Genomic DNA, 20,546 nt, shown 5'->3' with positions numbered 1-20,546 from the left:
CGGAGCAGATCGTGATGAAGCTCGATCCAGACCTCGATTCCGACGGCCCGCGCGGCCCGAAACGGATCGCGGTGTTCCGCGCGCTGCAGCTCGGCGACATGCTGTGCGCGGTGCCCGCGCTGCGTGCGTTGCGGCGCGGCGAACCCGATGCGCGCATCACGCTGATCGGCCTGCCGTGGGCGCGTGAATTCGCGTCGCGCTTTTCGGACTACATCGATAGCTTCATCGCGTTCCCCGGCGCACCGGGGCTCGGCGAACAGCCCGAACCCGATGCGGCCACGCGCGAGGCATTCATCGCCGAATGTCGCGCGCGCGACTTCGATCTCGCGATCCAGTTGCACGGCAGCGGCGCGCACACGAACGCGATCGTCGCGTCGCTCGGCGCGGCGCGCACGGCCGGCTTCGTGCCTGCCGACGGCGGCACGGCCGCGCTCGACTGCGCGCTCGTGTGGCGCGACGACGAACCGGAAGTGACGCGCTACCTGGCGCTCACGCGCAAGCTCGGCTACGCGGACTGGGGCGACTTCCTCGAATTCCCGCTCGGCGGGCTCGACTACGCGCTGTGGCACGTGCTCTGCGACGAACATGGGCTGGATCCCGGCCGCTACGTGATCGTCCATCCCGGCGCGCGGATGGCGTCGCGCCGCTGGCCGGTCGAGCGCTTCGCGCTGGCGGCGCGGCAGCTCGCCGACGACGGCTGGCAGATCGTGCTGACCGGCACGCGCGCGGAACTGGCGCTGGCCGCCGCATTCGCCGAGCATCTCGGGCGGCCGTGCGTGAACCTGTGCGGCCGCACGCCGCTCGGCGCGCTCGCCGCGCTGATCGCCCGTGCGCGGCTGCTGTTGTGCAACGACACGGGCGTGTCGCACGTGGCGGCGGCGCTCGGCACGCCGAGCATCGTCGTCGCGTGCGGCAGCGATACGGCCCGCTGGGCGCCGCTCGACGCCGAACGCCATCGCGTACTCGCGAACTACCCGGCATGCCGGCCGTGCATGTTCGATACCTGTCCGTACGGGCACGAGTGCGCGACGGCGATCGGCGTCGGCGACGTGATCGAGCGGGCGGGCGAACTGCTCGCGGAGGAGAAGCGTCATGTCTGTTAAGCGGTTGCGCGTGCTGACCTGGCACGTGCATGGCAACTATCTGTATTACCTGTCGCAGGCGCCGCACGATTTCTACATCGTGACGAAGCCGCAGCATCCGCCCGGCTATGCGGGCCGGGTCGGGCACCTGCCGTGGGGCGACAACGTGCACGAGGTGCCGGCCGAGTGCGTGCGCGACACCGAATTCGACTGCGTGCTGTACCAGCACGTGAAGCATTACCAGCACGACCGCCTGCGGCTGCTGAGCGAAGCGCAACGTGCGCTGCCGACGCTGTTCGTCGAGCACGATCCGCCGCGCGAGCATCCGACCGACACGCTGCATCCGGTGCAGGACCCGAACGTGTTGCTGGTGCACGTGACGCCGTTCAACGCGCTGATGTGGGACAACGGCGTGACGCCGACGCGCGTGATCGAGCATGGCGTGCTGGTGCCCGAAGGCATCGAGTATCGCGGCACGCTGCCGAAGGGCGTGGCCGTCGTGAACAATCTCGCGCGGCGCGGCCGGCGCCTCGGCGCGGATCTGTTCGAGGTCGTGCGGCACAGCGTGCCGATCGACCTCGTCGGGATGGGGTCGGCCGAACTCGGCGGGATCGGCGAGGTGCCGAACCCCGCGCTGCCACAGTTCCTGTCGCACTACCGGTTCTTCTTCAATCCGATCCGCTACACGAGCCTCGGGCTCGCGGTGATCGAGGCGATGATGATCGGGCTGCCGATCGTCGCGCTCGCGACGACGGAGATGGCGCAACTCGTGAGGACCGGCAGCAACGGCGTGGCCGATACGCGGCCGGGCGTGCTGATCGACGCGATGCGCATGCTGATCCGCGATCCGGACCTGGCGCGCGAGTGGGGCGCGGCGGCCAGGCGCGACGCGTGCGAGCGATTCGGCATCGAACGCTTCGCACGCGACTGGGACGCCGCGCTGCGCGACATGACGGCGTGACCCGCCGACGCGACGGCGGCGGCGTGCCCCGCCGCGCTCACGGCGTCGTCGCGGACGGCGACGCAGGCGGCCCAGCGGGGGCGCCGCCGCCGTTCGATGCATTCCCGGCCGGTGGCGCGTTGCCGCTTGCCGCGTTGCGCTCGCTTTCGGACAGCAGCGCGAGCCGGTTGTACAGCGTTTTCAGGCTGATGCCGAGCGCCTTCGCGGTGCGCGGCTTGTCGCCGTTGAAATGCCGCAGCGACGCGACGATGAAGCGCTGCTGCGTGTGCGCGAGCGTCGTGCCGATATGCAGCGTCATCGCGTTGTGGCGCACTTCCTCGCGCGGTGGCGGACGGCGCGGCAACTGCAGTTCGATCTGCTCGTCGGCGAGGATGAACGCGCGCTCGAGTGCGTTGCGCAGTTCGCGCACGTTGCCGGGCCACGTGTAGGTGCGCAACGCCTTCATCGCCTGGGTGGACAGCCGCTTTCTCGTGCGGTGCCGCGCGTTCAGCCGTTCGACGATCTGCACCGCGATGTCGCCGACGTCGTCCTCGCGCTGCCGGAGCGCGGGCACGTGCAACGCGATCGGCGCGATCCGGTAGAACAGGTCCTCGCGCAGCCTGCCGCTGCGCATCGCCTCGACCGGATCGTGATGCGTGGCCGCGACGATCCGCACGTCGAGCGGGATCGGCTCGTGACCGCCCACGCGTACGATCGTGTTGGTTTCGAGCGTGCGCAGCAGCTTGACCTGCAATTCGAGCGGCATCTCGGCGATCTCGTCGAGAAACAGCGTGCCGCCGCGCGCGGCTTCGAACATGCCCACGTGCTGTGCGACGGCGCCCGTGAAGCTGCCTTTCTCGTGACCGAACAACTGCGACTCCGCGATGTCCTTCGGAATCGCGCCGCAATTGACGGGCACGAACGGGCCGCGACGGCGCGGGCTCATGTCGTGAATGAGCCGGGCGACGATATCCTTGCCCGCGCCGCTTTCGCCGACCACCAGCACACTCACGCGGGTGGCGGCGACGCGCGACACTTTCAGCAGCAGATCCTGAATTGTTCGCGAACGACCGAACAGTCGCGTGCCGTCATCGTCGGATTTCGACATGGAGTAGTAACCGGATTGGGAAGTTTTGACCGAATGTGTCGTGGCCAGGTAGAAACGACGTGGCACACGTCGTCTTTCAGGTACTCAGAATACCTTTTATGCCGATTCGCCGACATTGAATCTGGCAATGCGGCTTGCATTGGCGGATAGATTTATTCGATGGGCGACGAATGCGAGACACCGTTCTTCTATACTGCTAAGCACGCGTTTTCATTGCAGGACAGCTTGTCTGCGATTCGTGTGCAGCGTGGAGGATGCCGTCGTGGGCTCTGTGACGCGCATTGCGCTGCACGTGTCGCGGCGCCGGCCGATGTACGCGCCGGCCCGCATTACAAGGAGCCTCGATGCCTTACGTCCTGATCGTCGAAGACGACGCCGATACGCGAACGATGCTCGCCACGCTCGCACGCACGCAGCAGCTCTCGTGCGATACGGCCGCGACGCTTGAAGAAGCGCGCACGCTCGTCTCGACGCATACCCCCGATCTCGTGCTGTGCGACCTCGTGCTGCCCGATGGCAACGGGATGGATCTGTTCGACGCATTGCCCAAGCGCGGGCATTGCGAAATGGTGCTGACCACCGGCCACGCGAGCCTCGAAACCGCGATCGACGCATTGCGGCGCGGCGCGAGCGACTATCTGGTGAAGCCGCTCAACATGCAGCGGCTGAACAGCATCTTCGCGCGCGTGCCGCGCACGACCGCGCTGCACGAGGAAATCGCGGAGCTGCGCTCGGAGCTGCAGCGCCTCGGCCGCTTCGGCCGCATGCTCGGCAGCTCGCCCGCGATGCAGGCCGTCTACGATGCGATCGGCCGCGTCGCGCGCACCGAAGCGTCGGTGCTGCTCACCGGCGAATCGGGCACCGGCAAGGAACTCGCCGCGCAGACGGTGCACGACCTGAGCCTGCGCCGCCGCGGGCCGTTCCTCGCGGTGAATTGCGGCGCGATCGCCGCGAACCTCGTCGAGAGCGAGATGTTCGGCCACGACCGCGGCAGCTTCACCGGCGCCGAACGCCAGCACAAGGGCTTCTTCGAACGCGCGGACGGCGGCACGCTGTTTCTCGACGAAATCACCGAGATGCCGCTCGAGTCGCAGGTCAAGCTGCTGCGCGTGCTGGAAACCGGGCGCGTCACGCGGCTCGGCTCGACGCGCGAGATCGACGTCGACGTGCGCATCGTCGCCGCGACGAACCGCGACCCGGAAGCCGCGATGGCGGACGGCAAGCTGCGGCCCGACCTGTTTCACCGGATCAACGTGTTCCCGATCCCGCTGCCGTCGCTGCGCGAACGCGGCGACGACATCCCGATGCTCGCCGATGCGTTCCTGCAGCGCTACAACGAGGAGAGCGGCCGCAACCTGCGCTTCTCGCCGGCCGCGCGCGAAGCGCTGAAGACCTACGAATGGCCGGGCAACGTGCGCGAGCTGCGCAACTTCGTGCAGCGCGCGAGCATCTTCACCGATGCCGACGTGATCGACACGCTGCCGCCGCCGATCATGGACGAGCTGTCGAGCATGGTCGATTCGCACGAGGATCGCGTGACGGTGCCGTTCGGCACGCCGCTCGAGGAAGTCGACCGCAAGCTGATCCTCGGCACGATCGCCCAATGCGGCGGCGTGAAGGCGCAGGCGGCCGAGGTGCTCGACGTCAGCCTGAAGACGATCTACAACCGGCTCGCGCAACTGGAAGACGAAGCGGAAAAACCCGATTCCTGATGCCGCTACGATCGCGTTCATGTTCCCGCTCATGTGCCCGTTCCGGTCTCGCGGCGCGTATCGCGCTCGAGCAGACGGCGCATGTGTTCGATCCGTGGCGGGATCGTGCGTCGTTCGCGCAGGATCCACGGCAGCCCGGCGAACGTGCGCACGATCGCACGTTCGCGGCGCAGCAGCGGCAGCATGCGCACCGTATGCAGCCACGCGGCGGCGGCGGGCCATCTGAGCCACGCGGTCCACACCGCGTTGCGGGCGGCGGTGTGTGCGCGCGTCGTCCGGTCGCGCCGCGTCGACGGATGGTGATGGACGGTCAGGCCCGGCGCATACACGAGCCAGTGGCCGGCGCGATACAGGTCGAGCGCGAGCAGCGCTTCCTCGCCGCCGAGGAAGTAGCGCGGATGGTAGCCGCCGGCGCGCACGAACGCGTCGCGCCGGAATGCGGTCGCACCGGCCAGCAGCCCGAGGATCGGGCGGCCGGGCAGCGCGACCGGCGCGTCGAGCGGGCTGTCGGCCATCAGCCGGCAGGTCGGGTCCTCGCGCTCGTCGGGGCCGACCAGCACGCGTGCGGTGACGGCCGCGACGTGCGGATACGCGTCGAGCAGATTCGCGGCTTCGGCGATCGAGCCGGGCGCCCACCACGTGTCGTCGTCGCAGAACGCGACGTGGCGCGTGCGGGCCGCGGCGACGCCGAGATTGCGGCCGGCGGCGCCGAGATTGCCGGGCGCGTGCACGAGCGCGACATGCGGGTAGCGCTCGCGGATCAGCGTGGCCGTCTCGGCGTCCGCCGCGTTGTCGACGACCACGATCGCCGGCCGGTCGGGCAGCGCGGAAAGGTGGTCGAGCGTGCGCGCGAGTTCGGCCGCGCGCCGGCAGGTCAGCACGATCGCGGTCACGCGCGGCTCCCCCGGCGGCAGCGCGACGCGCGCGGGCGTTACGCGGACGTGACGTCGCATTCGAGCCGCCAGATCGTTTCGGGTTCGCGGAGAGCGGCACGCATATGAGGCTCGAGCAGCGTGACCTGGCTGGCATAGGCGTCGACGGCGGCGGCTTTCGCGGCGGCGCCGTCCGTCCCGCTGCCGGCCGGCGCGGCGACCGGATGCGCGAGCCAGCCGTGCTCGCGCCAGGCGGCCACGCGCTCGGCCATCAGCCCGTCGATGCGGCGGTAGGGCGCGTCCTCGTAGAAGCGCCAGACGCGCGACGCATCGTCGTCGCGCAGCAGGCGCAGCATGGCTTCGTGCACCTGCAGATGATCGCGGTGGAACAGGCCGGCCGGCGCGAGCACGCCGAAGCCCGGGTGGGCGTCGATCGTCGCGGCCACGCGTGTCGCGATCGCGATCGACGTAGTCGGCATGCCGTATTGATCGTCGAGGAAGTCGAGCCACACGGGGCGGGCGTCGAGCAGCGCGAGCGCGCGGCGGTCTTCGTCGCGGCGCGCGCGCATCGCTTCGTCGGCGTGGCGAAACCCCGCGCGGCGGTCCCACGGCGGCGCGGGCGTGCCGGGTGGCGGCATCCCCGCGAAGACGGTCACGACGATCGAGCCGGGCGCGTGCGCGAGCAGTTGCCCGCAACTGAAGACGGCATCGTCGAGATGCGGCGAGACGACGAGCCAGCGTGTCGGGTCGGGCATGGCGTGAAGATCTCCATCGTGAGCGGCCGGGCCGCCGGTGCGAATCGGCCAGCATGCGGGCCAGCACGCGCCGTGCCTGCCGGCGGCATCCGCGCCGGCCGCCGCCGACTGTCCCAGCAGGAGCGTGTCCGATGACCGAAATTGCACGGCCGCAGGCCGGAAATTACGCGACGGCCGTGATGCTGGTCGCGATCGCGACCGTGCTGCAGACGCTCGCGATCCGCTTCGGCGGCGTGAATCTGCCGTTCGTGTTGTATTACCCGCTGCTCGCCGGCGCCGCGTGGGTGACGTCGTTCCTGTTCGGCATCGTGTCGACGGTGGTCAGCGGGCTGCTCGTGTGGACGCTGTTCCTGTCCGATCCGGCTGCCTATACGGCGCCGCTGCCCGACCGGCTCGTGCAGCTCGGCACGTTCATGCTGATCGGGGCGCTGGTATGCGCGGTCGCGTCGATGCTGCATCGCACGCGCGTCACGAGCGATCGCGCGCGCCGACGCGAGGCCGCCGCGCGCCGGCGGCTCGAAGCCGTGCTGCGCGCGCTGCCGCACGGCGTGATCGCGACCGATCCGACGGGGCGGCTCACCTATCTGAACGCGGCCGCGGCCGAACTCGTCGGCTGCGAGCCGGACGAGGCGATCGGGCGACCGGTGCGCGATGTATTGCGGATCGTCGATCACGAAGGGCGCCGCGTGCAAACCACGCCGCTCGATCGCGCGCTCGGCGGGGCCGAGGCGACGTCCGACCGGCACTGGCTGCGGGCCGGCGACCACGATCCGGTGCCGATCGTCGCGGTCGCGTCGCCGATCGGCGACGCGGACGGCAACCTCGACGGCGCGGTGCTGCTGTTGCGCGATGCTGGCGCGGAGCGCGCGCGCGTGGACGCATCGCGGCTCCAGCAGGCGGTCGTCGAGGCGTCGCCGGACGCGATCGTCGGGATCGACGCCGACGGCCGCATCGCGAGCTGGAACCCGGCCGCGCGGCGGATCTTCGGCTACGACGAGGCCGACGCGCGCGGCCGCCGGCTCGACACGCTGATCGCACGGCGCTGGCTGCGGCTCAATCCGCTCGCCGAGACGTTCGACGCGATGCGCGAGCCGGTCGGGCCGGTCGAACTGCTGTGCGTGCGGCGCGACGGGCGGCGGTTTCGGGCGACGGTATCGGCGTGCCCGGTGCAGGGCGACGCGCGGGCCTGCGTCGCGCTGTCGCTGATACTGCGCGAAACCGGTGCGCAGCGCCGCCGCGACCTGCGGGCGCAGCGCTCGCTGCAAGGCGCCCGCGATGCGCTCGACCAGGCCGACACGTCGAATCGTCTGAAGGACGAACTGCTGGCCACGGTGTCGCACGAATTGCGTACGCCGCTGAACGTGATCTACGGGTGGATCGAGGTGCTGCGCAACACCGACGACCACGCGTTGCAGCATCAGGCGATCGACGCGATCGACCGCAGCGCGCGTTCGCTCACGCGGATGGTGGGCGACATCCTCGACGCGTCGTCGCTCGCGACCGGCAAACTGCGGCTCGATGCGACGCCGGTCGACGTCGTGCGGCTGTTCTCCGATCAGGTCGGCACGTTCCAGACCGCGGCGTCGTCGGCCGGCATCATGCTCGAATTCGACTGCGACGCCTCCGCGTGCATCGTGTCGGGCGACGCCGAGCGGTTGCGGCAGATGCTGTCGAATCTCATCTCGAATGCGATGAAATTCACGCCGGCCGGCGGCAGCGTGACGGTCCGGCTCGCGCGCGACGATGCGCATGCGGTTCTGACCGTCACCGATACCGGGCAGGGCATCGCGACGGAGTTCGTGCCATACGTGTTCGACATGTTCCGCCGCGCGGACGATTCGCCCGCGTCGCCGCGGCGGGGGCTCGGTCTCGGCCTGTCGATCGTGCGGCACATCGCGGAGCTGCACGGCGGCCGCGTGACCGTCGCGAGCGCGGGCCGCGATCGCGGCACGACGTTTACGGTGACGCTGCCGGCCGGGTGGCAGCCGGCCGGCGCGATGGCGTGGGGCATCGTGCAGGCGAGCGGCCGCCGCGACGCGCTCACGCTCGATACGCAGCGCATCCTGATCGTCGACGACGACGCGACCACGCGCGCGAGCCTCACGGCCGCGCTGACCACGCTCGGCGCGGCCGTCGCGATCGCGTCGTCGGGACGCGAGGCGCTCGCGATGGCGGCCGACATGCGCCCGACCGTCGTGCTGTCCGATCTCGCGATGCCCGACGGCGACGGCTTCTGGCTGCTGGAAGCGTTGCGGCGCGGCGCGCTGAACGGCGACGGCGGGCCGCCCGACGTGCGCGTGCTGGCCGTCACCGCGCACGCGGGCCTCGCCGACGAACGCCGCGCGCTGGAGGCGGGCTTCGACGGCTACCTGTGCAAGCCGGTCGACGTGCGCGAACTGGCCCACAAGATCGCGCACGTGACGAAGCGCGACGGCTGACGCGTTTCGTCCAGCGGCGGCCGGCCGCCCGTCAGGTGGTCGGTGCCGGCCGGTTCTGCGTATGGACCTGCGCGAGCAGATGCGACGCGATCCGCGTGCTGCGCACGAGATCGCCGGGCGTGTGGTGCGTGACCTGGCGTTGAATGAAGTACCGCGCGGTGTGCGCGAGCCCGTTCGCGAGCGTCGTCGTCGCGCGCCAGCCAAGCCGCTTCTGCGCGGCGGCGAGATTCGGCCGCCGCTGGCGCGGATCGTCGGCCGGCAGCGGTCGGAACTCGATCGGCACCGTCGCACCGACGATTCGTACGACTTCCCGCGCGACGTCGATCATCGCGATCTCGACGTCGCTGCCGAGGTTGACCGGCTCGCTCGCGTCGCCCGCTTCGTCCATCAGCCGGATCAACGCGTCGACCATGTCGTCCACGTAGCAGAACGAGCGCGTCTGCTTGCCGTCGCCGTAGACGGTCAACGGCTGTTCCGCGAGCGCCTGCGTGACGAAGTTCGACACGACGCGCCCGTCGGCCGGATGCATGCGCGGGCCATACGTATTGAAGATCCGCGCGATCCGCACGTCGACGCCGTACTGGCGGTGATAGTCCGCGAACAGCGTCTCCGCGCAGCGCTTGCCTTCGTCGTAGCACGCGCGGATGCCGGTCGGATTGACGCGGCCGCAATAGTGCTCGTCCTGCGGATGCACGTCGGGGTCGCCGTACACCTCGCTCGTCGATGCCTGCAGGATGCGCGCCTTCACGCGTTTGGCGAGGCCGAGCAGGTTGATCGCGCCGTGCACGCTGGTCTTCGTCGTCTGGACGGGGTCGCGCTGGTAGTGAACGGGCGACGCCGGGCATGCGAGGTTGTAGATCTCGTCCACTTCGACGTAGAGCGGAAACGTCACGTCGTGCCGCATCAGCTCGAAGTTCGGCGCATCGAGCAGGTGCGCGATGTTGTCCTTCGTGCCCGTGTAGAAATTGTCGACGCACAGCACGTCGTGGCCCTCCGTCACGAGGCGCTCGCACAGATGCGAACCGAGAAAGCCGGCGCCGCCGGTGACGAGGACGCGTTTTCGATCGTAGCCCTTCATTACGTATTCTCCTTGCGGTGTGCGAGCACGCCTTGCGTGGTGCCGACCGGCGTGCGCCGGCCGGTGGCCGCCGACGTGCCGGCGCGCTGCGCGCGGGCGACGTCGCGGTAGATGTCGACGAGCCGGTCGGCGACGCCTTGCCAGGTGTAGAAGCGGTGTGCGCGCAGGTAGCCGGCGCGGCCGAGCGCCGCGCACAGGTCCGGTTGCGCGCGCAGTTGCACGAGGCGCGCGGCCAGCGCGGCCGGGTCGCGAGGCGGCACGAGATAGCCGGTGGCGCCGTCGTCGACGGTCGTGCGGATGCCGCCGACGTCGCTGCCGATCACCGGCGTCGCGCATGCCATCGCCTCGACCGGCGTGATGCCGAACGGCTCGTACCACGGCGTCGTCACGAACACGTCGGCCGCGCTGTAGTACAGGTGCAGCGCGTCGCGATCGCGCCGGCCGACGAAGGTCACGCGGTTCGCGATGCCGAGTGCGTGCGCGAGGGCGGCGAGCCGCGCGAGTTCCGGGTCGCGCGCGGGGTCGGGCGTGGGCTGGCTGCCGCCGACCACGTACAGGTGCGTCGGCCGTTGCGGATCGCGCGGCATGCGCGCGAGCGCGTCGATCACGGTATCGATGCCCTTGCGCGGCACGAGGCGGCCCAGTTGCAGTATGACGAATGCGTCCTGCGGCCAACCCAGGCGTGCGCGCGCATCGACGCGCGGCACCGGCCGGAATTCCCGCGCGTCGAAGCCGCACGGCACGATCTCGATACGTGCGGTGTCGGCGCGATAGTGCGTCGTCAGGTCGAGCGCGTCCTGCGGGCATTCGGCGATCAGGCGGTCCGAGCGGCGCGCGAGCGTGTCCTCGATCGCGAAGCGCGCGTCGGGGAAGCCGTCGGCCGTGCCCTGGTGCAGCCGCCGCACGCGGCCGAGCGCATGGAACGTCATGACGAGCGGGATGCCGAGCGCTTTTTTCACGCGCAGCGCGGCGTCGCCGGACATGAAGAAGTTCGCGTGCATCACGTCGACGGGGTCGGGCTCGCGCCGCATGCGCGCGATCATGTACTGCGCGAACTCGCCCATGTACGGCAGCAGCCGCTCCTTGGGCACGTCGGTCGGCGGCCCGGCCGGCACGTGGATCACGCGCATGCGCGGGCCGATCGGCACGACTTCCGGCAAGTGCGGATTGTCGCAGCGCGTGTAGACGTCGACGTCGAGGCCGCGCTCCGCGAGCTGCTTCGCGACGTTCGCGACATAGATGTTCTGGCCGCCGGCATCGACGCCGCCGATCACCCCCAGCGGCGATGCATGTTCACTGATCAACGCGATTCTTTGCATGGTCTTGCTCCCGATATCGGGGCCGCGCACACGGGCCGCCGTTACCCGTCGCTCGGCAATCGGCATGCCCGCTGCATTGCGGGGAAAACCGCTTCCCCGTGTGCCGAAAAAATTACAACGCGTTGGATGAAAGGGCGTCTGATCGCGCTGGCGTGCATGCATGCGGCGCACGCGGCGCGGCACGCGACTTGCGCGGCTCCCGTTCACCTGCCGGCGCGTCCGGCTTGACGAAAAGGAGGTCACGATGAAGGTATCCCAGCTACCAGCCCGCTCCCCGCGAATCCGCCGTCAACGCGCGCTGCGCACCGGCATGGCGGTCGCGATCGCCGCGGCCACCGCGTGCATGGTCGTCGCGCCGAACGCGGTCGCCGCCGGCGACGACGGCGCCGCGTCGTCGTCGACGTCGTCGTCGCGTTCGAGCACCGGCACGAAAATCCGCGACGCGACGATCACGACCAAGGCGAAGGCCGAGCTCGTCGGCACGAGCGGCCTGTCGGCCGGCGACATCCACGTGAAGACCCGGCACGGCACCGTGACGCTCACCGGCAGCGTGCCCGACGAGCAGCAGCGCACGCAGGCCGTCGGCGTCGTCAAGCAGGTCGACGGCGTGCAGGACGTGCGCGACCAGTTGACCATCCGGCCCAAATAACCGCGCGTCGACCGTCACAGGAGTCCAGCGATGAACTGCATGCTCAAACCGGTCGGCGAACAGACGATCGTGATTACCGGCGCGACGAGCGGCATCGGTCTCGTCACCGCGCGCAAGGCGGCGCGGCGGGGCGCGAAGCTCGTGCTGTTCGCACGCAACGAGGACGCGCTGAACACGCTGTGCGAGGAAATCCGCCAGCACGGCGGCCTCGCGGTGCCGGTCGCCGGCGACGTCGGCAACATCGAGGATCTGCAGCGCGCGGCCGCGACGGCGGCCGATACGTACGGCGGCTTCGACACCTGGGTCAACAATGCCGGTGTGTCGATCTTCGGGACGGCGGCCCAGGTGCCGCTCGAGGATCAGCGCCGGCTGTTCGACACCAACTACTGGGGCGTCGTGCACGGCTCGCTCGTCGCGGCCGACCATTTCCGGCGCAAGAGCGATTTCCACGGCGGCGCGATCATCAACATGGGCAGCGAGGCATCCGACGCGCCGGTGCCGCTGCAAAGCGCGTACGTCGCATCGAAGCACGCGGTGAAGGGCTTCACCGATTCGCTGCGACTCGAGATGGAGGCCGACCACCTGCCGGTTTCCGTCACGCTGATCAAGCCGGCCGCGATCGACACGATGTTCGTGATGCACGCGAAGAACTACATGAACGTCGAGGCGAAGCTGCCGCCGCCGATCTACGACCCCGACCTGGTGGCCGACGCGATCCTGTTCGCGGCCGCGCATCCGCGCCGCACGCTGTTCGTCGGCGGCGCCGCGAAGTTCACGTCGGCGAGCGCGTACCACGCGCCGCGCCTGTTCGATCGCGTGGCGGCCACGCTGTTCTCGCGCGGCCAGCGCACGGTGCGGCCCGCGCGGCCGCGCGACGACAACGCGCTGTACGACTCGCGCCATGCGCTGCACGAGCGCGAAGGCATGGAAGGCCCCGTGCTGCGCAGCTGTGCGTACAACACGGTGGTGCAGCGGCCGAAGGTTGCCGGCGCGGTCGCGCTCGGCGCGGCGGCGCTGATGTTTGCCGCGTTCGCGCGCGCACGCCGTCCGTCCGCGTGATTTTCGTTCATTTTCCAAGGAGGCTTTCATGACATCCCGACAACATACGGGCCACGAATACAGCCACTCGCGTGCGCACGAAGGCGAGCGCACGCAGCAGGACCACGACAAGGGCGGCCATCAGACGGGCCACGGCAAGCCGCCGAGCCCCGTCGACGTGCAGAAGGCGCTCAAGGGCATGGACTACCCGGCGAGCAAGTCCGACGTCGTGCAGTGCGCGGAACGCGCGCATGCGGACCGCGAGGTGCTCGACATGCTGCGCAAGATCCCGGAGCGCGAGTACGACACGCCCGCATCGGTATCGAAGGAACTCGGGCGGCTGATGTAAGTGCCGTCCCGTCGCGCCGCGTGCGCGAGCGCGCGGCGCACCCATCACGAGGAGCACGACCATGGCGATGATCGTCGCAGGCCGTTTCACGACGTTCGATGAAGCGGAAGGTGGGGCGCGTCACCTCTACGAGCGCGCGTTCGGGCCCGACGACGTGTCGATCTTCTTCCTGAACCCCGGCGGCCAGCACGCGCGCTTCCCGATCGGCGGCGACGTCTATGCCGACACGGCGGCGAAACCGGGCGGGCGCGGCGCGATGATCGGCGCGATTCGCGGGCTGCTGATCGGCGGCGTCGCCGGATTGATCGTGTATGCGGTCGGCCTGCGCTACTGGTTCGTGCCGGCCGCCGGCGCGCTGGCCGGCGCCTATCTCGGCGCATTCGGCGGCGCGCTCGGCCGGATGCGAGGCGAGCAGGCCGAAGGCAAGGGCACGCTCGCGCAGAGCGAAACCGGCGTGATCCTCGCCGCGCGCGTGACGCCCGACACCGCGACGGCCGCCGAAGACGTGCTGCGCGCGACCGGCGCGAAGTCGATCGAGCGCGTCGAGGGCGACTGGCAGAACGGCGAATGGCGCGATTTCGATCCGGTGCGCCGGCCCGACGAAGCGCCATCCGACGTGCCGCGCTGAATACGCCCTTTTTTCCAAGCGCTTGCAAAGCACACCGTCGAAACCCGGCCGGCGCGCGCGGGCCGGCGTGCGCCGCGCGTGGCACGCCGCTTGCGCAGCATCGACGGCATTCGTTCAAGGAGGAACACATGACCACCGCACAGACTCCACCGCCGCAGAAACAGTCGCATCAGCCGGGCACCGAGCGCGACATGCACCCGAAGCCGCGCGACGAGGCGGCCGACTACGTCGGCAGCGGCAAGCTCGCGGGCAAGGTCGCGCTGGTGACGGGCGGCGACAGCGGGATCGGCCGCGCCGTGGCGATCGGTTTCGCGAAGGAGGGCGCGGACGTCGCGATCGTCTACCTGAAGGAATCCGACGATGCCGCGCACACGAAGAAGCTGATCGAGCAGGCCGGACGGCGTTGCGAGGCGATCGCATGCGACGTCGGCGATCGCCGGCAGGCGCGCGACGCGGTGGCGCGCACGGTCGAGCGGCTCGGCCGGCTCGACGTGCTCGTCAACAACGCAGGCGAGCAGCATCCGCAGCCGGGCATCGAGGACGTGTCCGAGGAGCAGCTCGAACGCACGTTCCGCACGAACGTGTACGGCATGTTCTTCTGCACGCAGGCGGCGCTGCCGCACATGAAGCAGGGCGGCCGCATCGTCAACACGGCGTCGGTCACCGCGTATCACGGCAGTCCGAAGCTGCCCGACTACTCGGCGACCAAGGGCGCGATCGTCGCGTTCACGCGCTCGCTGTCGATCGAACTGGCCGAGCGCGACATCCGCGTGAACGCGGTCGCGCCGGGGCCGATCTGGACGCCGCTGATTCCGTCGACGTTCACGCCCGAGCAGGTCGAGAAATTCGGCTCGAACGTGCCGCTCAAGCGGCCGGGCCAGCCGGACGAACTGATCGGCTGCTACGTGCTGCTCGCCTCGGAAGGCGCGAGCTACATGACCGGGCAGACGCTGCACCCGAACGGCGGCTCGATCGTCGGCGGTTGATGGCCGTTTCCACGCAAGTACCAGGAGAAAGCAGATGAGACAACCCAACTGGACGATCGCGGCGCTCGCCGCCGGCGTGCTCGCGGTGTCGGCGCCCGCCCGCGCGCAGATGCCGAGCGAGCCGCCCGCGTCGAATTCGCATGTGCCGGGCGGCGTGATCAATCCGTCGTCGGGCGCGGGCGCCGCGGGCGACCCCGGCATCGCGAAAGCCCCGAAGGGCGCCGACGCGGAATTCGTCGACAAGGCCGCGATGGCCGGCAAGGCGGAAGTGCAGGCCAGCCAGCTCGCGCTGAAGCAGGCGCAGTCGGCCGACGTGCGGGCGTTCGCGAAACGGATGGTCGCGGACCACGGCAAGGCGAACGCGAAGCTCAGTGAGATCGCCGCGCGCAAGGGCATGAAGCCGCAGGTCGACACGATCTCGGACCCCGACGTGGAGGCGCTGCGCGGCAAGCGCGGGCACGACTTCGACACCGCGTATCTCGCTGCGGCCGGCCCCGATGCGCACAGGAAGGCGGTCGCGTTGTTCGAAGACGAAGCGCGCGACGGCAAGGACGCGCAACTGCGCGCGTTCGCGAAATCGACGCTGCCGACGCTCAAGCATCACCTGAGCATGGCGGAGACGGTCGCACGCAAGGTGGGCGCGCAATAACGCGCGCCCGGTTCCACCCCTGGGCCGCACGTGCGGCCCGCTTTTTCGGAGAAGCAGTCATGGCCCAACGGCAATCGAAGCACGAAGGTATCCTCGAACTGCTCTGCCAGGCATACGAGACCGAGCTTGGCGGCGCGCAGATCTACGAGGCCGCGCTCCAGTGCGCGACCGACGAGGACCTGCACAAGGAATGGGAGAAGTACCATCGGGAGACGCTGCATCACCAGGAGGTGCTGCGCAAGGTATTCGAAACGCTCGGCCTCGACCCGGATACGCAGTCGCCGGGGCGCGCCGCGGTGGCGGCGACCGGCAAGTCGCTGGTGCAGGTGATCGAGCAGGCGAAGAAGCAGGCCGACCCGGCGGTCGCGCAGGTCGTCGCGGCCGAATGCGTGGTGCTGGCCGAATCCAAGGACCACCTGAACTGGGAGCTGATCGGCTACGCGGCCGATCAACTGCCCGACAGTAACGCCGCGAAGGTGTTGAAGGCCGCGCACGATGAAGTCGAGGCCGACGAAGATCATCACCTGTATCACACGCGTGGCTGGGCGCGCGAGATGTGGATCGAGTCGATGGGCTTCAAGGCGGTGCTTCCGCCGCCGGAGGAAGTGAAGAAGGTGGAGTCCGCCGCCGATGCGGCGCGTGCCGAGCGCTCGCGCGGCAAGATGATGTAATATCGCGGGCCAAGCGGGCGGCGCGGCCGCCCGCTTGCTGGTCGAGAAGGTTGCGCACGCAACCTCGTTCATCTCCGTTCCGTCGATCACGTCAGCAGATCGACGATCATCGTGGCCACCGCCGCCGCCATCAGCACGACCGCCAGCCAGCCGAACAGTTTCGACACCGGCCCGCTGCCGGGCTGGCCGGCCGCATCGCGCTTGCGCGACAGCAGCATCACCAGCACGAGCATCGGCACCGCCGCGATGCCGTTGAGCACCGCGCTCCAGTACAACGCGCGGATCGGGTCGATCGGGCCGAAGCAGATCGCGATGCCGACGATCACGCACAGCGCCAGCACCGTGTAGAACGCGGGCGCGCGCTTCACGGGCTCGTTCAGCCCTTCGCGGAACCGCCACGCTTCCGCGCACCCGTAGGCAGCGCTGCCCGCGAACGCGGGAATCGCGAGCAGCCCGCAGCCGACGATGCCGAACGCGAATACGAGAAACGCGGCTTCGCCGGCGATCGGCCGCAATGCCTCCGCGGCCTGCGCGGTGCTGCCGATGTCGTGCCGGCCGCGCGCGAAGAAGACGGCCGAGCCGATCACCATGATGCAGAACGACACCGCGTTGGTGACGATCATGCCGGTCCACGTGTCGAACGTGATGCGCCGCTCGGTCTCGCGGCGCGTGCTGCGCTCGCCGTCCTGTTGCTCGGCCGTGGTTTCCTCGACTTCGAGCGCGGCTTGCCACACGAACAGGTACGGGCTCAGCGTCGTGCCGAGCACGGCGACCGCGGTGGTCGCATACGCATGCGTGAACGCGATCTGCGGCAGCACGATCGCATGCAGCAGGCCGGCCCAGTCGATGTGCACGAAGCCGAGTTCGAGCACGTACGCGATCAGGCCGAGCGTCATCCATTTCAGCCAGCGCGCGTAGCGTTCGTACGACAGCAGCACCTGCAACGCGAGCGACGCGATCCCGTAGAGCGGCGCATACCAGTAGCTGCGGCCGCCGACGACGAGCGCCGTCGCATCGCCCATCGCCGCGAGATCCGCGCCGACGTTCACGACGTTGACGATCACGACCATCACGATCAACGTCTTCGCGACGCGATCGGAAAAGTGCTCGCGGATGCCGGCCACGAGCCCTTCGCGATTGCGCCGGCCGATGAATGCCGACGCGAGCTGCACCGCGACCATCATCGGCAGCGTGACAACGATCATCCACAGCATGTTGAAACCGAACTGGCTGCCGGCCTGCGCGTAGACGGCGACGTTGCTCGGATCGGCGTCCGACGCGCCCGCGAGCAGGCCGGGGCCGAGCCGCCGGTACCACGGCTTCGCGGCGGGCGGCGGCGCTTCGGCCGCCGGCCGCGCGCCTTCGTCGAGTCCGCTCATCCGGCGTCCCCGTGCGACGGACGGCCGCCGCCGTGGCGCCGCTCGCGCGCGAGGCGCGACGCCGTGCGCAATGCGTCCACCAGTGTGCGGTAGGCGTGTTCGCGGGAATCGGCGCCGCGCGTGCGCAGCACGTACGACGGATGATAGGTGGCGACGACGAGCCGGCCGTCCTCGGTGCGCACCGGCGCGCGCGTGCGCTCGAGCGTCGCGTCGTTGTCCTGCAGCACCGCGCGCAGCGCCGTCGCGCCGAGCGCGACCACCACGCGCGGCTGTACGGCTTCGAGCTCGCGCTCGAGCCAGTAGTGGCACGCGGCCACTTCGCGCTGCGCGGGCGTCTTGTGCAGCCGCCGCTTGCCGCGCGGCTCCCATTTGAAGTGCTTGACCGCATTCGTCAGGTAGACGTGCGAGCGTTCGATCCCGGCTTCGTCGAGTGCGCGATCGAGCATGCGGCCGGCCGCGCCGACGAACGGCAGGCCCGCGCGGTCCTCCTGGTCGCCCGGCTGCTCGCCGACCAGCATGATCGGCGCGTCGACGGGCCCGGCGCCCGGCACGGGCTGCGTCGCGTGTTCCCACAGCGTGCAGCGGCGGCACGCGCCGAGCGTGGCCGGCGTATCGTCGTCGGTCGGCGGCGGCGTGGATGCCGGGCGCGCGGGCGGTTTGCGCGTCATGCGGCGCCCCTGGCCCGGGCCGGGCAAGCGGCGCGCCGCGGTTGCGCGGAACATGCCGGCGCGCGTGCTGCCGCACGGGCGGAGGGAAGAGCGGGCGCGGGAAGCCGCATCGTGCGCACGAAAGACTCCTGTGTCGGCGATGCGAAAGAGACAGCAACCGGCATGCCGCACTCGGTCGATATGGGCGCGCGCCTTGCTTGGCAAACCGGTCCAACGACAGGAGAAGCACGATGCAACCCGACCCCGGCGACGATCCGGCCGCCGACGACGTGCTGCTGTGGCGCGCGCCCGACAGCGTGCCGCGCCGCCCGCGCCGCGTGCTGGTCGTCGACGACTATCGCGAAGCGGCCGATGCGCTGCGCCTGCTGCTGGAGGCGCGCGGCTTCGAGTGCCGGGTTGCCGACGATCCGTTCGCGGTGTGCGACGTCGCGCGCGACTGGCAGCCGTTCGCGGTCGTGCTCGACATCGCGATGCCGGGCCTCGACGGGCTGCAACTCGCGGCGCGACTGCGCGGCGATCCGCAAACGGCCGACATGCTGCTGGTGGCGTGCAGCGGGCTCGCGTCGCGGCGGGATCAGGAACAGGCGAAGGAAGCCGGCTTCGACGCGCATTGCGCGAAGCCGCTGACGCCGCACCGGCTGCTGGGCTACCTCGAATCGGCAAGCGGCGGTGCCGCGAAGCCGGACGGGGACGTTACACGCCCCTTGTAAAAAGGCGGGCGGCGCGCGGGGTGCGGCACCTGCCGGCACGGCCCGGCGGACAAAAAAACGCCCCGCGCGGAGCGGGGCGTGTCGCATCAAAGGCGCCGGCGCTGCGGCGCCACGTCGTGGCGCGCTCAGTGGCGGCCGCGCGGATCGTTCAGGTCCTCGGTCGGGTCGGTGAGCCCGAGCTCGTCGCCGGCACTCCAGTACGGTGTGCTGCCGTAGAACTCGTGCAGCGGCTCGGCCCATTGCGGATCGGCCATCGCCGGCCAATGGTCCTTGTCGAACCCCGGCGCGTTGCGGATCCGCTCGGACGACACCGACAGCAGGAAGCACTTGCGCTCGGTGTCGAGCGTCAGCGCGCTCCACGGAATGGCGTGCAGCTTGTCGCCGATGCCGAGGATGCCGCCGCTCGACAGCACCGCATACGCGATGCGGCCGGAGCGCACGTCGAGCATGATGTCCTTGATCTTGCCGACGTCGTCGCCGTCGGTCGTATAGACCTTGTCGCCTTCCAGCGTATCGGCCGCCATCACGTCGGGGCCGGGGCCGGCCGCCGTCGCGGCGCCCTTGCCGATGATGCGGGTCTGACCTTGATTGGAAGTCTGCATGGTTTCCTCCAGGCTGCGTGGGGCGCGACCGTGCCCGGGGCGGGCCCTGCGGGTCGCGCGGGGTGGGCAGGGCGAAGCGGGAATCGCTTCGTCACGTCTGCTTCGGTTGCGACACGCCTTCGAGCGTGTTCGCCACGTCGTCGCGCTCGGGGCTCGCCGTGCGCGTCGCGATGTCGGCGAGCGACAGCATGCCGACCAGTCGCTTGTCGTGATCGACGACGGGCAGCCGGCGCAGTTGCGCGTCGGCCATGTAGTGCTGGATCTCGTCCAGCGAATCGTCGTCGAAGCACCATTCGATCGGGCCGGACGCCACCTCGTGGATTCGCGTCTCCGGCGGCTTGCCAGCCGAGATCGCGCGCACCGCGAGATCGCGGTCCGTCACCATCCCGACCAGCCGGTTGTTGTCGCACACGGGCAGCGCGCCGATGTCGTAGCGCTCCATCAGTTGGGCGGCGTGACGGATCGAGTCGGTCGGCGAGATCCGCACGACGTCCTGCGACATGATTTCGTTGACGCGATGCATGCAATTCTCCTTGCGGGTAGGTGTAGCAGTGTGTAGCAATGGGCCGATGCGGCCGCCGGATTCAGCAATGCACATGCCGTGCGCGCGGCCGCCGCGTCACGCGTCATCGCGATCGCGTTTGTCCTGCCACGGCCCGTCGTCGTGCGTGCCGGGCGGCGTGTCGGGTTCGATGCGCGTCACGCCGCCCGTCGCGGGCGCATCGCTCGCCGGAAACGTGTCCTCGAGCTGCTTGTCGATGTGACGTTCGGAATGGCGCGTGCGCGTGCGGTCCTGATCCTTCAGCGGCGGTTGCGGGTCGGGCTGCCGCTCGTGCGCCGGTGCGTTCTGGCCGGGCCGGGTCGAATCCTTCATGACGGTGCTCCGTATCGGTGACGATGATGCGCCAGTGTC

The 20,546-nt window shown here is 69.9% G+C and carries 22 protein-coding genes; 12 read left to right on the top strand and 10 right to left on the bottom strand.

The features are described from left to right. The first annotated feature begins 14 nt into the window (after window positions 1-14). Together LGN10_RS30510 and LGN10_RS30505 are read left to right on the top strand one after the other, a co-directional pair. Window positions 15-1,103 carry a glycosyltransferase family 9 protein gene (locus LGN10_RS30510; protein ID WP_099318421.1) on the top strand — a complete coding sequence of 363 codons (1,089 nt, stop codon included), beginning with the start codon at window positions 15-17 and terminating at the stop codon, window positions 1,101-1,103. Next, window positions 1,093-2,043: a glycosyltransferase gene (locus LGN10_RS30505; protein ID WP_059575008.1), complete on the top strand. Its 951-nt coding sequence runs from the start codon at window positions 1,093-1,095 to the stop codon at window positions 2,041-2,043. Before LGN10_RS30510 ends, LGN10_RS30505 begins: the two co-directional genes overlap by 11 nt. 37 nt (window positions 2,044-2,080) lie before the next feature. Here the strand turns inward: LGN10_RS30505 and LGN10_RS30500 are convergent, their stop codons facing one another. Next, on the bottom strand, window positions 2,081-3,130 hold the full coding sequence (locus LGN10_RS30500) for a sigma-54 interaction domain-containing protein (RefSeq protein WP_099318422.1): 1,050 nt from the start codon (window positions 3,128-3,130) through the stop codon (window positions 2,081-2,083). Window positions 3,131-3,474: 344 nt separating this feature from the next. Between LGN10_RS30500 and LGN10_RS30495 the strand changes: the two genes are divergently transcribed. Beyond that, on the top strand, window positions 3,475-4,842 hold the full coding sequence (locus LGN10_RS30495; protein ID WP_059575013.1) for a sigma-54-dependent transcriptional regulator: 1,368 nt from the start codon (window positions 3,475-3,477) through the stop codon (window positions 4,840-4,842). 29 nt (window positions 4,843-4,871) lie between these two features. Here LGN10_RS30495 and LGN10_RS30490 read toward each other — a convergent pair whose 3' ends face one another. Both LGN10_RS30490 and LGN10_RS30485 read right to left on the bottom strand, forming a co-directional pair. Further along, window positions 4,872-5,795 carry a glycosyltransferase family 2 protein gene (locus tag LGN10_RS30490; RefSeq protein ID WP_226226002.1) on the bottom strand — a complete coding sequence of 308 codons (924 nt, stop codon included), beginning with the start codon at window positions 5,793-5,795 and terminating at the stop codon, window positions 4,872-4,874. Then, window positions 5,774-6,469 carry a PIG-L deacetylase family protein gene (locus LGN10_RS30485; protein ID WP_226226001.1) on the bottom strand — a complete coding sequence of 232 codons (696 nt, stop codon included), beginning with the start codon at window positions 6,467-6,469 and terminating at the stop codon, window positions 5,774-5,776. Before LGN10_RS30485 ends, LGN10_RS30490 begins: the two co-directional genes overlap by 22 nt. 131 nt (window positions 6,470-6,600) lie before the next feature. Here LGN10_RS30485 and LGN10_RS30480 point away from each other — a divergent pair, with 131 nt between their 5' ends. After that, entirely contained in the window at window positions 6,601-8,907 is a 2,307-nt protein-coding gene (locus LGN10_RS30480) for an ATP-binding protein (protein WP_226226000.1), read from the top strand. A 31-nt stretch (window positions 8,908-8,938) separates the two neighbouring features. Here the strand turns inward: LGN10_RS30480 and LGN10_RS30475 are convergent, their stop codons facing one another. Together LGN10_RS30475 and LGN10_RS30470 are read right to left on the bottom strand one after the other, a co-directional pair. Then, a complete protein-coding gene (locus LGN10_RS30475) occupies window positions 8,939-9,985 on the bottom strand; it encodes a UDP-glucuronic acid decarboxylase family protein (RefSeq protein ID WP_226225999.1) in 1,047 nt (348 codons plus the stop codon). Further along, window positions 9,985-11,304 carry a glycosyltransferase family 4 protein gene (locus LGN10_RS30470; RefSeq protein WP_226225998.1) on the bottom strand — a complete coding sequence of 440 codons (1,320 nt, stop codon included), beginning with the start codon at window positions 11,302-11,304 and terminating at the stop codon, window positions 9,985-9,987. Before LGN10_RS30470 ends, LGN10_RS30475 begins: the two co-directional genes overlap by 1 nt. Window positions 11,305-11,548: 244 nt before the next feature. Here LGN10_RS30470 and LGN10_RS30465 point away from each other — a divergent pair, with 244 nt between their 5' ends. The 7 genes from LGN10_RS30465 to LGN10_RS30435 all read left to right on the top strand — a co-directional run bounded on the left by LGN10_RS30465 (window position 11,549) and on the right by LGN10_RS30435 (window position 16,274). Beyond that, on the top strand, window positions 11,549-11,953 hold the full coding sequence (locus LGN10_RS30465) for a BON domain-containing protein (RefSeq protein WP_226225997.1): 405 nt from the start codon (window positions 11,549-11,551) through the stop codon (window positions 11,951-11,953). A 30-nt stretch (window positions 11,954-11,983) separates the two neighbouring features. After that, entirely contained in the window at window positions 11,984-13,012 is a 1,029-nt protein-coding gene (locus LGN10_RS30460) for an SDR family oxidoreductase (RefSeq protein ID WP_059575019.1), read from the top strand. 28 nt (window positions 13,013-13,040) lie between these two features. Next, window positions 13,041-13,340 carry a DUF2795 domain-containing protein gene (locus LGN10_RS30455; RefSeq protein ID WP_034209262.1) on the top strand — a complete coding sequence of 100 codons (300 nt, stop codon included), beginning with the start codon at window positions 13,041-13,043 and terminating at the stop codon, window positions 13,338-13,340. 61 nt (window positions 13,341-13,401) lie between these two features. Next, complete coding sequence (locus LGN10_RS30450; protein WP_226225995.1) at window positions 13,402-13,968, top strand: hypothetical protein; 567 nt, start codon at window positions 13,402-13,404, stop codon at window positions 13,966-13,968. A gap of 128 nt (window positions 13,969-14,096) precedes the next feature. Beyond that, window positions 14,097-14,954: an SDR family oxidoreductase gene (locus tag LGN10_RS30445; RefSeq protein WP_059575021.1), complete on the top strand. Its 858-nt coding sequence runs from the start codon at window positions 14,097-14,099 to the stop codon at window positions 14,952-14,954. Window positions 14,955-14,988: 34 nt separating this feature from the next. Beyond that, window positions 14,989-15,603, top strand: coding sequence for a DUF4142 domain-containing protein (locus LGN10_RS30440; protein ID WP_226225994.1), 615 nt, complete (start codon window positions 14,989-14,991; stop codon window positions 15,601-15,603). A gap of 59 nt (window positions 15,604-15,662) precedes the next feature. Further along, entirely contained in the window at window positions 15,663-16,274 is a 612-nt protein-coding gene (locus tag LGN10_RS30435; protein WP_226225992.1) for a DUF892 family protein, read from the top strand. A gap of 86 nt (window positions 16,275-16,360) precedes the next feature. On the opposite strand, the gene LGN10_RS30430 is transcribed toward LGN10_RS30435, so the two are convergent. Further along, window positions 16,361-17,653 (bottom strand): Nramp family divalent metal transporter, encoded by a 1,293-nt coding sequence (locus LGN10_RS30430; protein WP_226225991.1) that lies wholly within the window; start codon window positions 17,651-17,653, stop codon window positions 16,361-16,363. Beyond that, window positions 17,650-18,321 carry a UdgX family uracil-DNA binding protein gene (locus tag LGN10_RS30425; protein WP_104013388.1) on the bottom strand — a complete coding sequence of 224 codons (672 nt, stop codon included), beginning with the start codon at window positions 18,319-18,321 and terminating at the stop codon, window positions 17,650-17,652. The genes LGN10_RS30430 and LGN10_RS30425 overlap by 4 nt, the downstream gene beginning before the upstream one ends. A gap of 230 nt (window positions 18,322-18,551) precedes the next feature. Between LGN10_RS30425 and LGN10_RS30420 the strand changes: the two genes are divergently transcribed. Then, window positions 18,552-19,031, top strand: a complete 480-nt coding sequence (locus LGN10_RS30420) for a response regulator (RefSeq protein ID WP_059575025.1) — start codon at window positions 18,552-18,554, stop codon at window positions 19,029-19,031. Between the two features lie 125 nt (window positions 19,032-19,156). Here the strand turns inward: LGN10_RS30420 and LGN10_RS30415 are convergent, their stop codons facing one another. The 3 genes from LGN10_RS30415 to LGN10_RS30405 form a co-directional block, all read right to left on the bottom strand. Beyond that, window positions 19,157-19,633, bottom strand: a complete 477-nt coding sequence (locus LGN10_RS30415; RefSeq protein WP_059575026.1) for a PRC-barrel domain-containing protein — start codon at window positions 19,631-19,633, stop codon at window positions 19,157-19,159. 91 nt (window positions 19,634-19,724) lie between these two features. Continuing rightward, on the bottom strand, window positions 19,725-20,156 hold the full coding sequence (locus LGN10_RS30410; protein WP_059575027.1) for a CBS domain-containing protein: 432 nt from the start codon (window positions 20,154-20,156) through the stop codon (window positions 19,725-19,727). A gap of 96 nt (window positions 20,157-20,252) precedes the next feature. Then, window positions 20,253-20,507, bottom strand: a complete 255-nt coding sequence (locus tag LGN10_RS30405; RefSeq protein ID WP_060310435.1) for a hypothetical protein — start codon at window positions 20,505-20,507, stop codon at window positions 20,253-20,255. Window positions 20,508-20,546: the final 39 nt, after the last annotated feature.

It is taken from the genome of Burkholderia sp. AU32262, from assembly GCF_020419985.1.
GTDB lineage: Bacteria > Pseudomonadota > Gammaproteobacteria > Burkholderiales > Burkholderiaceae > Burkholderia > Burkholderia semiarida.
Note: the sequence above shows the minus strand (reverse complement) of the source record. Positions and strands in the feature narration are given on the sequence as shown.

Excerpts from the sequence above, each read along its gene's own strand:
- LGN10_RS30445 (WP_059575021.1), top strand. The coding sequence starts at position 14,097 with ATGACCACCGCACAGACTCCACCGCCGCAGAAACAGTCGCATCAGCCG.
- LGN10_RS30450 (WP_226225995.1), top strand. The coding sequence starts at position 13,402 with ATGGCGATGATCGTCGCAGGCCGTTTCACGACGTTCGATGAAGCGGAA.
- LGN10_RS30510 (WP_099318421.1), top strand. The coding sequence starts at position 15 with ATGAAGCTCGATCCAGACCTCGATTCCGACGGCCCGCGCGGCCCGAAA.
- LGN10_RS30440 (WP_226225994.1), top strand. The coding sequence starts at position 14,989 with ATGAGACAACCCAACTGGACGATCGCGGCGCTCGCCGCCGGCGTGCTC.
- LGN10_RS30405 (WP_060310435.1), bottom strand. The coding sequence starts at position 20,507 with ATGAAGGATTCGACCCGGCCCGGCCAGAACGCACCGGCGCACGAGCGG.
- LGN10_RS30475 (WP_226225999.1), bottom strand. The coding sequence starts at position 9,985 with ATGAAGGGCTACGATCGAAAACGCGTCCTCGTCACCGGCGGCGCCGGC.
- LGN10_RS30500 (WP_099318422.1), bottom strand. The coding sequence starts at position 3,130 with ATGTCGAAATCCGACGATGACGGCACGCGACTGTTCGGTCGTTCGCGA.
- LGN10_RS30435 (WP_226225992.1), top strand. The coding sequence starts at position 15,663 with ATGGCCCAACGGCAATCGAAGCACGAAGGTATCCTCGAACTGCTCTGC.
- LGN10_RS30505 (WP_059575008.1), top strand. The coding sequence starts at position 1,093 with ATGTCTGTTAAGCGGTTGCGCGTGCTGACCTGGCACGTGCATGGCAAC.
- LGN10_RS30430 (WP_226225991.1), bottom strand. The coding sequence starts at position 17,653 with ATGAGCGGACTCGACGAAGGCGCGCGGCCGGCGGCCGAAGCGCCGCCG.
- LGN10_RS30420 (WP_059575025.1), top strand. The coding sequence starts at position 18,552 with ATGCAACCCGACCCCGGCGACGATCCGGCCGCCGACGACGTGCTGCTG.
- LGN10_RS30485 (WP_226226001.1), bottom strand. The coding sequence starts at position 6,469 with ATGCCCGACCCGACACGCTGGCTCGTCGTCTCGCCGCATCTCGACGAT.
- LGN10_RS30495 (WP_059575013.1), top strand. The coding sequence starts at position 3,475 with ATGCCTTACGTCCTGATCGTCGAAGACGACGCCGATACGCGAACGATG.
- LGN10_RS30460 (WP_059575019.1), top strand. The coding sequence starts at position 11,984 with ATGAACTGCATGCTCAAACCGGTCGGCGAACAGACGATCGTGATTACC.
- LGN10_RS30410 (WP_059575027.1), bottom strand. The coding sequence starts at position 20,156 with ATGCATCGCGTCAACGAAATCATGTCGCAGGACGTCGTGCGGATCTCG.
- LGN10_RS30490 (WP_226226002.1), bottom strand. The coding sequence starts at position 5,795 with ATGCGACGTCACGTCCGCGTAACGCCCGCGCGCGTCGCGCTGCCGCCG.
- LGN10_RS30480 (WP_226226000.1), top strand. The coding sequence starts at position 6,601 with ATGACCGAAATTGCACGGCCGCAGGCCGGAAATTACGCGACGGCCGTG.
- LGN10_RS30465 (WP_226225997.1), top strand. The coding sequence starts at position 11,549 with ATGAAGGTATCCCAGCTACCAGCCCGCTCCCCGCGAATCCGCCGTCAA.
- LGN10_RS30470 (WP_226225998.1), bottom strand. The coding sequence starts at position 11,304 with ATGCAAAGAATCGCGTTGATCAGTGAACATGCATCGCCGCTGGGGGTG.
- LGN10_RS30455 (WP_034209262.1), top strand. The coding sequence starts at position 13,041 with ATGACATCCCGACAACATACGGGCCACGAATACAGCCACTCGCGTGCG.
- LGN10_RS30415 (WP_059575026.1), bottom strand. The coding sequence starts at position 19,633 with ATGCAGACTTCCAATCAAGGTCAGACCCGCATCATCGGCAAGGGCGCC.
- LGN10_RS30425 (WP_104013388.1), bottom strand. The coding sequence starts at position 18,321 with ATGACGCGCAAACCGCCCGCGCGCCCGGCATCCACGCCGCCGCCGACC.